This window comes from Candidatus Abyssobacteria bacterium SURF_5, assembly GCA_003598085.1.
GTDB lineage: Bacteria > Abyssobacteria > SURF-5 > SURF-5 > SURF-5 > SURF-5.
The window spans coordinates 17802-29198 of sequence record QZKU01000120.1 but is presented as its reverse complement, the minus strand read 5'-3'; the positions used below and the strand labels follow the sequence as shown (position 1 = coordinate 29198).

Here is an 11397-nt window from a genome sequence, read left to right as displayed (position 1 = left end):
AGATGAAAATGTAAAATAAACTGTTTCAATAAAATCTCTGCGAAAGCAGGAATCCAGGGTCTGGCAGAAGAAGACAAATCTCAATTACGGGACAGCCTCCTGGAGGAAGGATTTAAACCGCGATGTTGTGTTATGTCGCATTTCAAACCTCCTTTTTCGAGGGTGCTTAAGTGAATGGCATTAGGCTGAACCTCTTGCTCCCAGCCGAGGCGGCTCAAATGATCGTTTTCGAAAACGTTTCCAAAGAGTACGAGAACGGCGCGCTTGCCGTCGACAGCCTTTCATTGCAGGTGTCGGCCGGAGAGGCACTGGTGCTTCTGGGAACGAGTGGGTGCGGGAAAACAACAACCCTTAAGATGGTCAACCGGCTGATCGAGCCCACGCGCGGCCGCATCTCTATAGATGGAGAGGATATCCGCACGCAAGACCCGATCCGGCTTCGCAGGAGAATCGGCTACGCTATTCAGGAAATCGGACTGCTTCCGCACATGACCGTGTCGGAGAACATCGCAGTCGTGCCCAAGCTGCTCAAATGGCCGAAACGGCGGATCGAGGAGCGGGTGGACGAACTGCTGCGCCTCGTCGGGCTCGGAGCGGAAGAATTTCACGATAGGTACCCAAGCCAGCTCAGCGGAGGACAGAGACAGCGAGTGGGAGTCGCGCGCGCACTGGCTGCAGACCCGCCGATCATCTTGATGGATGAACCGTTCGGCGCGCTCGACCCGATTACTCGCGAACAGCTCCAGAACGAATTCGCCGACCTGCTGGCCAACCTGAAAAAGACGGTCATCTTCGTCACGCACGACATCTTTGAGGCGGTCAAAATCGGCGAACGTGTCGCTCTGCTTCATGCCGGCAAACTGCAGCAGGTGGATTCGCCTGCCGCCCTGGTCGAGCACCCGGCCAACGAATTCGTGGATTCGTTCCTTGGCCGCCACCGACTCGTGTTGTCGCTGCTGACCGCCACCATCAAATCGATCATGCCGGTTACTCCCGGTATGGTTTCCGAGCCGGACTCTGTGAATCCGAAGGAAAAATTGCTTGCCTCCGATTCTCTTTTGGACGCGCTCGAAGTGTTCAAGCGGACGAATCAAGAAGCGCTGCCCGTTTTCGAGAGGGAAGCGTTTGTATCGTATTTAAAAAAGGAAGTTTTACTCAGGGCCGTGACACAAAAGGCCTTTCATGAGGCAGTTACCTGAATCAATCTAATGTCTCCGACGGTGGGAGTATGGGTTTTATTGAAAAGCTCGGGCCGGAGATGATCGATCGGACCATTGAGCATATTTATTTGACCTTTTTCGCCGTTCTGATTGCGGTTGCCGTCGGTTTACCGCTCGGGGTATATCTGACCAGAAGCAGGTGGAAGACGCTGGCGGCGGCGGTATTAGGCGCGGCCGGCCTGATCCAGACGGTGCCGGGCCTTGCGCTGATCTCATTTATCGTCGCGATCTTCGCGCTGATCGCTCTTCCCACGATCGGGCCGGCGCCGGCGCTTGTTGCGCTTTCGTTTTATGCGCTCCTTCCGATTCTGCGCAATACCTATACCGGCATCCGACAGGTGGACGCTTCTTATGTTGAAGTGGCACGCGGGATGGGAATGAAGCCGGCGCAGATTCTGCTGCACGTCGAGATGCCGCTGTCCCTTCCCTTTATCATGGCGGGCATCCGTATCGCGACGGTGTGGACCATCGGGATCGCGACGCTGTGCGGGCTGATCGGCGCGGGCGGGTTGGGGGACCTGATCATCAAAGGGCTGCGCAGCATGCAGATCGACTATCTTCTGGCGGGGACTTTTCCGGCCGCTGTGATGGCGCTGGTTTTTGACGGAATCCTGGCCGCCATTGAAAAGTGGCTGAGCCCGGAGAAATGAAATGCGACGCAAAGTATTGCCCCTGAAGGCTCGGGTGGCCGTTGTCCTGGCGGCGGTCCTGATAGCCGCGATCGTTCTCGTGCAAAGCCGCCAAGGCATAACAGCGGGCGGAATCCGCGCGGCGTTTGACACCGAATTTCTCACCCGGCCGGACGGTTATCTCGGCTTGAAGGAACATTACGGCTTCAGATTCGCCGCCGAGCCGATCCATCTGGACCCCGGGCTCATGTACAAGGCGGTCGCCGACGGCGCGGTCGACATTATCTGCGGATTTGCCACCGACGGCCGAATCCGAGCCTATAATCTGCTGATCCTGAAGGACGACAAATCATTCTTCCCGCCGTATCACGCCGCCCCGCTCGTGCGGGCCGAAACACTGAAGCGATATCCTGAGCTAAAATGGATACTTGTAAAGCTGGCGCATCGGCTGTCGGACGAACAGATGCAGGCGCTCAATTTCGAGGTTGACGAGAAAGGACGCAAGGCAGCCGATGTCGCGCGGGAATGGCTGATTGCGGAACAGTTGATCGGGTCTTCGAAACGACCCGCCGCCGGACCAGTGGGGACAATCAGGATCGGCGGCAAGGAGTTCACCGAGCAGGATATCCTCGGGCATCTCATGGAACTCCTGATCGAGTCGCACTCAAGTCTCGACGTCGACCTCCGCCTGAGTCTCGGCGGCACGATGATCTGCCTGAACGCTCTGAAGGCGGGCGATCTCGATATCTATCCCGAATACACAGGTACGGCGCTCGTCGGAGTGATGAAACAGAAGGCGATCACCGATCCAGATGCTGCGTACAAGTTCGTCAAGGATTACTTTGGGCGCGAGTACGACATCATATGGCTGGAACCCTTCGGCTTCAATAATACCTACACCTTAACCATGAGAAAAGAGCAGGCAGATGGGCTGGGGATACAGACAATATCGGATCTTGCTATCTACATCAATACCATGAATGAGCAGTAAGCCCTTCAATAATTTGCCGCCAAAATTTCTCCGGATTTGACCTCCGGAAGCCGATCGCGTTAACACCAATTGCCATAAGATACCCCTAAAAAAGTTGTTGAATTATACCTTTTGAGGCTTTTATCTCCTCGCCAAACGCGCATCATCCGCTTTTGACTCTCTCAATCGATGCAGATTAAAAATTCATTTTCGAAATTTATATTTCAATCACGAGCGGAATATTTTTCCCGCCCCTTTCAGGACAACAAAAATGAAATGTCTGAAAGGTCTACCTGCGAAAGCTTTGGGTCAAGATGGAAGAGAGCACCGGCCGAATGGCATGGTCATTGCATTTTTTTGCGCAATCAACACGTATAAAATTTCAAAAAAAGAGCCATTAGCGGGTGTGGTATGGGAGCCTCGCCGCTAATGGCAAGGAAAATTGATGCGACTCAATCTTCCCGAAAAACATTTTAGCACCCGTCCCCTACATTTGCAACATCATCGCATCTTTTTTTCATACCAAAACTTTTTTCCTTCCATACCGGCAGCGCAGCAGTTCCTGATCAGCGTTCTCCCCGTGAGCAGAGAGGAATCGAGTTCGACCCATGTATCGCAACAGACTGCCACGAAAACTGAAGGTCGCGCTGTACTCGCATGATTCGCAGGGGCTTGGACATGTCCGGCGCAATCTTTGTATCACCCAGGCTTTCAGCCGATGCGATCCCTCTCCATCGACGCTGCTGATTGTGGGGGCGCGTGAGGCTGCGCTCTTTTCAACTCCGCGCGGAGTTGATTTTCTCTCCTTGCCGGCGATTTCAAAAGAGAATGACGGAAAGTACGCTTCCCGCTCACTCGACATGCCGCTCGAAAAGATCAGCGAATTACGAGCGAATACCATTCGCTCGGTGCTCGATCTGTTCTCACCCGACGTTTTCGTTATAGACAAGCACCCGACCGGCATTCTTGGCGAATTGGAAAAAACCCTGGAGCTTCTGCGGGAAAAAGGAGGCACGCGCTGTGTTTTAGGACTCCGGGATGTGCTCGATCATCCGAGCGCCGTCTGGAAAGAGTGGCACCGGCTCGGGACGGACGCCGTCGTCTCCTCCTTTTTCGATGAGGTTTGGGTCTACAGCGATCCGACAATATACGATCCCATTTCCGAGTGCCGCATCTGTCAGGATATCAACGTGCCGATTCGCTATACAGGCTATCTGGGGCGAAAGCACGAGCTGGATGCACACACCAAAGGATTGAACGGGCTGAACAAGCCTCCGGGAGTGCCCGCCGGAAGGTTCGTTCTCTGCATGGTTGGGGGAGGCCAGGACGGCTTCAAAGTGGCCGAGGCCTTTGCAAATGCCGAACTGCCGGATGACACCCACGCCGTGCTTGTTACCGGTCCGTTCATGTCCGCCGACAAGAAAAGAAAGCTTGGCCGGGCGAGCGAAAACAACCGGCGCCTCACCGTCTTTGAATTCTACAAATGGCCTGAACTCTTGCTGCAAGCGGCCTGGAAGGTCGTCTCCATGGGGGGCTACAACACGGTTATCGAGATGCTCTCGCTCAGGAAAAATGGATTGATCGTACCGAGAGTAAAGCCGCGCTCCGAACAACTCATTCGGGCGGAGCGACTGCAGAAACTGGGGCTGCTTGATATGGTGCATCCCGACAAACTGACACCGGCCGCCCTGAGCAGGTGGTTTGCCAGTGACGTGGTAGAACGGCCCTTTGCTCGCATCGATCTTATGGGCACGCAGAGGATATCCGGATTTCTCGCTCGTTTAGTTTCCAAAAACCCTGTCGCCGAATCAAGAAGTGCGGGAGTCGCTGAATATGGAATCATTTGATCCAATCCGAGTGGGCTATGTACTGAAGATGTATCCCCGGTTTTCAGAGACCTTTATTGTCAATGAGATGCTCGCGCATCAGGAGGCGGGGCTGGATTTTGAAATCTTTTCGTTGCGCCCGGCCAACGACGGCCGCTTCCACGAATCCCTCGCCCGACTGCGTGTCCCGGTCACTTATCTGGAGAAGCCGGGCGGGAGCGAGGGCGTGAAAAAGTTCTGGAACGCGATACGCGACGCGATGGCCGAATTGCCGGGTCTTGCGGCCAATCTCGAGGCCGCCCTGGAGGAAAATGTCAATGACGTGTATCAGGCAATTCGCGTCGCACGGCTTGCGTGCGCGCGGGGCATCACCCATCTGCATGCCCATTTCGCGAGCACAGCGGCGTCCGTCGCCCGATTGGCTGCACTCTTTGCCGGATTGACGTATTCCTTTACGGCGCACGCGAAAGATATTTATCATGAGAGCGTGAATCGGGAAGACCTGAGCCGCAAGCTGAATGATGCCGCCGCGGTCATTACCGTCAGCGACTACAATTGCTCCTATCTTCGGACCTCGTTCGGATTATCAGACGAGCGGGTAACCCGCATCTATAACGGGATCGACCTGAACCTTTTCCAATACATCTCTCCCCTTCGGCGCGCCCCAAAAATAGTCTGTGTCGGCCGGCTGGTCGAGAAGAAGGGGTTCGCTTATCTGATCGATGCATGCAGCCTCCTGATGCGGTCGCGGCACCATTTTGATGCCGAGATCATCGGCGCCGGCCCGCTCGAGGCGGATTTGCGCAATCAAATCGAATCTCTTGGCCTGACGGAGCGGGTGCGCCTGCTCGGTCCGCTGCCACAAGGTGAAGTCATCCAGCGCATGCATGAGGCGGCTGTCGTGGCGGCCCCGTGCGTTCTCGGCTCCGATGGCGACCGCGACGGCCTGCCGACCGTGCTGCTCGAAGCCATGGCTCTCGGCACGCCGTGCATCTCGACCGACGTCACGGGCATTCCCGAAATTCTGTTGAACGAACAGACGGGACTTATGGTTGCCCAAAACGATGCGGCCGGGCTTGCGGCGGCTCTCGAACGACTTCTTTACGACGGCGAACTGCGTGAAAGGCTTGCCCTTTCGGCCCGCGCCTTGATCGAGTCCGAATTTGACCTGCAGCGAAACGCTGCCCATATGAGGAATGTGGTGTTGCAATCGGCAGCACAATTAAAAACGCTGGCTCTTTAGGAGAGAAACTTTGCGAATCGCTTATATTTGCATGGACCCCGGCATTCCCGTATTCGGTTCAAAGGGGTCTTCGGTCCACGTGCAGGAAATGATCCGCGCACTAAGGCGCCAAAAAGTGGAAATTCGGTTGATCACGGCAAATGCCGGCGGCAATGACTTATCCAACCGGCAGAACTTGGTCGTCCATCAACTTTCGGCGGCGCCTAATTCTGATCCCGGCGCCCGCGAGCGGGCGGCTCTGGCGGCGAATAGCAACGTGCACGAGTACCTGCGGCGAACGGGGCCGTACGATTTTATTTACGAGAGGTTTGCCCTCTGGAGTTTCGCCGGAATGGAACATGCGAGGGCAGCCGGCATACCCGGCATTTTGGAGGTCAATGCTCCGCTGATCGAGGAGCAGGCGCGCCACCGGGTGCTTGTACATAAAGCCTTAGCCGAGCGTGCCGCACGCCGCTCGTTTCGTGCGGCGAGCAGTATCCTGGCGGTCTCCGCAGAGGTGGCGGACTGGGTGAGCGTCTATCCGGAAGCAGCGGGGCGCATCCATGTTATCTCGAATGGAGTTGATACGGAGCGGTTTCATCCCGATGTTCCTCCCGCCGTCGATCGTAAGCCCGACTCTTTCACGATCGGGTTTGTCGGTACGCTGAAACCCTGGCACGATCTGGACACGCTTGTTGACGCATTTCAACAACTGCATGACCGTTATTCGGATGTGCGCCTGTTGATTGTCGGCGACGGGCCGCGGCGAAAACATCTGAAGGATACCCTCGCGGCGCGCCACCTGCTGAAGTCGGCGCAATTGATCGGCGCTGTCAATCCGTCAGAAGTTCCGGCATGGCTTACGTCAATGGACGCCGCGCTCGCACTCTATCCGGACCTCGACCATTTTTATTTCTCGCCTCTGAAGGTGTACGAATATCTTGCCGCGGGCCTGCCGGTGGTCGCCACCAACATTGGGAAACTGGGAGGTGTCATAACACACGGAGAAAATGGTTTCCTCTGTCCGCCCGGCGACACGGCGGCCGTCGTGAGTGCGCTCGAGACCTTGCGCAAGGATCGTGACCTGCGCGAGCGAATGGGAAAATCGGCGAGGGCGCTGGTCTCGAAGGCGCACACGTGGGATGCAGTCGCGAAACGCGTCCTGGAATTGGCTGCGCCAAACGAATCTTCACATGGGATCGCTGCGGAGGGCGCCGGATGCTGAGCCTGCCGAAATTCGTCAAATGGCGAAAAAGCGCCGCCGGCGTTGTAAAACGGTTTTGGCCGCAGGCGAGAAAGCAGTTGCTGCTGATTGTAACCGCCGGTGTGGCCATGGTCTTTGAAATCCTTCTGCGAATCCTCCAGCCATGGCCGCTCAAATTCGTGTTCGATGGGGTCATCCATTCCGCGCCCGGTCGCGACGCCTTTCCGCTTGCAGGCGCGTGCATCGCCGTCGTCGTCATCACCGGTTTGCGCGCCGCAGTTTCTTACATCAGCACCGTCAGCCTGGCGCTGGCGGGGAACCGGGTGCTGAGCGAGGTCAGGCGAAAAGTCTATCATCATCTGCTGCGTCTCTCTCTTTCGTACCATGACAAGGCCAAGAGCGGCGACCTGATCACCCGCGTAACCGGCGACATCGGGCGCCTGCAGGACGTTGCGGTAACGGCCGCTCTTCCGCTCCTGGTTCATTCGCTGACGCTCGCCGGTATGCTCGGCATGATGTTCTGGATCAACTGGAAGCTCGCACTGGTGGCGCTCTCGGCGCTGCCCTTCGCGTCGCTGTCTTTTATCCGGCTGACCGGCCGCATTCGGGAGGCGGCTCGGATACAGCGTAAGCGGGAAGGGAAAATGGCCGCCGCAGCCGGCGAGGCGCTGGCGGCGATCAAAGTGGTGAAGGCGTTCGCTCTGGAGAAGGTTCTCGAGGACGACTTCTCGCGCCAGAACAAGAGCAGCCTCAGGGAAGGCGTGCGCACCACGCGTTTGTCGGCGCGGCTGGAGCGGTCGGTGGACCTTTTCACTGCGGTGGGTACTGCGCTCGTTTTATGGGTCGGCGCCCGGCTGGTCATCGATGGCTCTCTCACGGCCGGCGATCTTATTGTGTACATGGCTTATCTCAGGAGCGCGTTTCGCCCGATGCAGGACCTGGCCAAATACACAAGCCGCATCGCAAAAGCGACGGCTGCGGGCGAGCGCGTGCTCGACGTGCTCGACGCAAAGCCGGATATCAGCGACCTTCCGGAAGCCGTCGCAGCTCCGGCATTTCGCGGGGCCGTTCGGTTTGACAACGTAACGTTCCAGTATGTGCCCGGCCATTATGTTCTGAAGGATATCTCGTTTGAAATCGAGGCCGGGCGCCAGATCGCGCTGGTCGGTCCCTCGGGCAGCGGCAAATCGACGCTGATGAGCCTGCTGCTTCGGTTCTACGATCCGACCCGTGGGCGCATCATTATCGACGGCTGCGACATTAGAAACTACACGCTTTCCTCGCTTCGCGCGCAGATACGCGTGGTCCTGCAGGAGAGTTTCCTTTTCGGCGTGAGCATCCGCGACAACATCGGGTACGGCGCCATCGAAGCGACCGATAACGAAATCGAGGCGGCGGCGCGGCTGGCGAATGCTCATGATTTCATTCAGGCGCTTCCTGAGGGATACGACACGATCCTCGGCGAGCGCGGCTGCACCTTATCCGGCGGCGAGCGGCAGAGGATCGCCCTTGCCCGCGCCACACTCGCGCCGGCGCCGATCCTCATTCTCGATGAGCCAACCACCGGCCTTGATAAGGAGAACGAAAAGCGAGTGAGGCAGGCGCTGAAGAATGTCACCCGAGGGCGAACCACCATTCTGATAACCCACGATATGCGGCTGGCCCGGCACGCAAATCTCATTCTGTACTTCGAGAACGAACAAATCGTCGAGCGCGGCACACACGACGAGCTTCTGCGGCTTGAGGGTCGATATGCCGCAATGCATGCGCTTCAATCGTTTGAGGGCGAGGTCGCGGCGCGAGAGGAGGAGATTCATGCTTACTCCCGCCGATGAACAATTGGTCAGCCGCGACCTCGCTGTGCCAGGCCTCGCGCTGGTGCTGGATGAGGATGCTCTGGCGGGCCGCCTGCACGAGCTTGCCCCGCATGTTGAGCTGAAGCATCTCAATGCCGTATATGTCCGCTACAAGCCGAAAACAAGCTGTCTGGTCTGCTACAAGGCGAGCGTCGGCGGGAACGAGACCGATCTTTATGCAAAGGCGTACGCGCAGACCGCGAGCAGAAAGCTGGAGAAGATCGGATCGAATACGCGGAAATCCATGACCTTCGGATGCAGTGACTTCCTCTTGGAAGACTCGGCGGTGGTTGTGCATTTCTTCCCGAACGACCGCAAGCTGGCGGCGCTGGGCCACCTCGTCGATAAGAAGATACGGCAAAAATTCTTGAGAAAGCTGTTGCCGGAGCGTCCCGTTTTCTGGGAGGCGGCGGTGCGAAACCTCCATTACAAACCGGAACGCCGGTATGTCGGAAAGCTAGTCGGCGAATCAGGCGAGCGAGCCGTATTGAAAATGTATGCGGAAGATGAGTACGCGCCCGCAGAACATGGGGCTCGCTCTGTCAAATCCCGGAGAGGTCTTCGGGTCGCGCGAAGGATTGCCTCTTCGCGAAGGCACAGAATTCTCGTCTTCGAATGGATCAAGGGCGAATTTCTCCATAATGCTTTCGGTGCGCCGGATTTTAATCCGTTGAGGCTTCGGCAGGTTGGTGCGGCCCTCGCCGAGGTGCACGCGCAGGAAGGCGGCCGGCTCGGCGAGCAATCCCGCGAGGCGGAGGCGGTCGGCATCATGGCTGCGGCGGAGGCATGCGCGGCCGTATGTCCGGATTGCGCCGGTCAGATGCGCGCATTCGCCCTGCGATTGGCGGGAGAATTATTAAGACTGCCGTCCGAGAGATGCGCGATCCATGGCGATTTTTCAGCCGATCAAATTCTTCTGAGGAATGGAACCATTGCCATTCTTGATTTCGATTCGGCCGCACTCGGAGACCCCGCCGCAGACCTGGGTTCGTTCATTGCCCGGCTGGAATGGTACGAACTGAAAGAGGGAATAACCGGCGAAAAGAAGCAAGCATTCGCGTCTGCGCTGATTGACGGATATCGCGCGGCCTCGCATCTTGATCCTTTTGCTCGCATCAGGCTGTACACCGCCGCCGGGCTCATACGTCTTGCACCACATGCGTTTCGCAGTCGAGAACAAAACTGGCTCCAACTGACACTCCGGACATTTAGGCGCGCGATGGAGATTGCCGACAATGAGTGACACCTTCCTGAACAAGATATCTATGCTCGACCTGTCTCCGGCCGATAACGAGCGGCTGGGGCTTCCGCTTGGAGGACTGCGCCTGCAGCGGGCGTGGCCGCGTTCTCACAATCATCTGCTGCTCGAATACGCCGCCGGCGAGAGAACCATCGTCGGCCAATGGCTTTCCAACACAAAACAACTGCAATCGGTTTTCCAGAAAACAGCCGAATGCTGCCAGAAGAACGCCAAGGTACTGGAATTGCCGGACAGGGGGATTCTTTTGCAGGCCGAGGGCGCGGATCGCCGGCTTCCGGCACTGGCCTCATTGGTGGCGCGGCCGGGCGCTCTCCTGGTCTCGCATCGGCCCGAACAGCGGGCGGTCGTGCGGCTCGAGTTGGCCGACGGCTTGTTCTACGCCAAGGTGGTTATCCCTGACCGCGCGCAAGGGCTGGCTTATCGCGTACGTGCGGTCCAAAAGCTGGTGGATAATTTCTTTTCGATTCCGAAGCTGGCCAAGGCCGACCTGAATTCGGGGATTCTCGTTTTCTCGGCTCTGCCGGGTCAATCGCTGTATGACCTGCTGAACTCTCAAAGCCTGGCGGATGGCGCGCAGGCTGCCGGCAAAGCTCTGAGAAAGCTGCATTCGGTTTCTGACTCTGTCCGGGCGCCGCGACACGGAATCAGCGAGGAAATAGAAACAATCAAGTTCTGGCTCAAGCAGATCAAAGTATTCGCTCCCCACCTGTATTTCCGGCTCTTTGCGGCCTCGACGGATGTCTTCCGCGCCCTCGGCGCGGATCAGACCCCTCTCGTTTTGCTCCATCGTGATTTCTATGACAAACAGATTTTTCTGGATGAACAGGGGCTTATCGGGCTGCTTGATCTGGATACAGTCGCGATCGGCGAGGCGGCGCTCGACGTCGCCAACGCGCTCGTTCATTTCGAGCTGAGACACCTGCAGAGCCGCCTTTCGCAAACCGAATCGATGGCGGCCGCGACCGCGTTTCTGGACGGGTATCAACCCGATCAGGAAGTTCAGCTTCGCATACCCGCCTATATGGATGCCGCGCGCCTGCGGCTCGCGTGCGTGTATGCTTTCCGGCCGTATCAGTCGCATCTGGCCGAGGCTCTCGTTTCGCGAATACGCCAGCCGATCAGCCACATCAACAGCGAGCGCATCCAGCGGTTGGGCATTCAGCTTTTCCTTGAGAAAAGCATTCGGTTGCGGTCATCTTCGAGATAACG

Annotated in this window: 9 protein-coding genes; all 9 read left to right on the top strand. The window is 57.4% G+C overall.

The window, feature by feature from the left end:
* Positions 1-218: 218 nt before the first annotated feature.
* Entirely contained in the window at positions 219-1199 is a 981-nt protein-coding gene (locus C4520_17610) for an ATP-binding cassette domain-containing protein (GenBank protein ID RJP17138.1), read from the top strand.
* Between the two features lie 29 nt (positions 1200-1228).
* Complete coding sequence (locus C4520_17605; GenBank protein ID RJP17137.1) at positions 1229-1870, top strand: ABC transporter permease; 642 nt, start codon at positions 1229-1231, stop codon at positions 1868-1870.
* Position 1871: 1 nt separating this feature from the next.
* Entirely contained in the window at positions 1872-2840 is a 969-nt protein-coding gene (locus C4520_17600; protein RJP17136.1) for a hypothetical protein, read from the top strand.
* A 587-nt stretch (positions 2841-3427) separates the two neighbouring features.
* On the top strand, positions 3428-4666 hold the full coding sequence (locus C4520_17595) for a glycosyltransferase (GenBank protein ID RJP17135.1): 1239 nt from the start codon (positions 3428-3430) through the stop codon (positions 4664-4666).
* Positions 4653-5888 (top strand): colanic acid biosynthesis glycosyltransferase WcaL, encoded by a 1236-nt coding sequence (locus C4520_17590; protein RJP17134.1) that lies wholly within the window; start codon positions 4653-4655, stop codon positions 5886-5888. Before C4520_17595 ends, C4520_17590 begins: the two co-directional genes overlap by 14 nt.
* 10 nt (positions 5889-5898) lie before the next feature.
* Entirely contained in the window at positions 5899-7092 is a 1194-nt protein-coding gene (locus C4520_17585) for a glycosyltransferase family 1 protein (protein RJP17133.1), read from the top strand.
* Complete coding sequence (locus C4520_17580; GenBank protein RJP17132.1) at positions 7086-8906, top strand: ABC transporter ATP-binding protein; 1821 nt, start codon at positions 7086-7088, stop codon at positions 8904-8906. The genes C4520_17585 and C4520_17580 overlap by 7 nt, the downstream gene beginning before the upstream one ends.
* On the top strand, positions 8824-10170 hold the full coding sequence (locus C4520_17575) for an aminoglycoside phosphotransferase family protein (GenBank protein ID RJP17131.1): 1347 nt from the start codon (positions 8824-8826) through the stop codon (positions 10168-10170). The genes C4520_17580 and C4520_17575 overlap by 83 nt, the downstream gene beginning before the upstream one ends.
* A complete protein-coding gene (locus C4520_17570) occupies positions 10163-11395 on the top strand; it encodes an aminoglycoside phosphotransferase family protein (protein ID RJP17130.1) in 1233 nt (410 codons plus the stop codon). The genes C4520_17575 and C4520_17570 overlap by 8 nt, the downstream gene beginning before the upstream one ends.
* Positions 11396-11397: the final 2 nt, after the last annotated feature.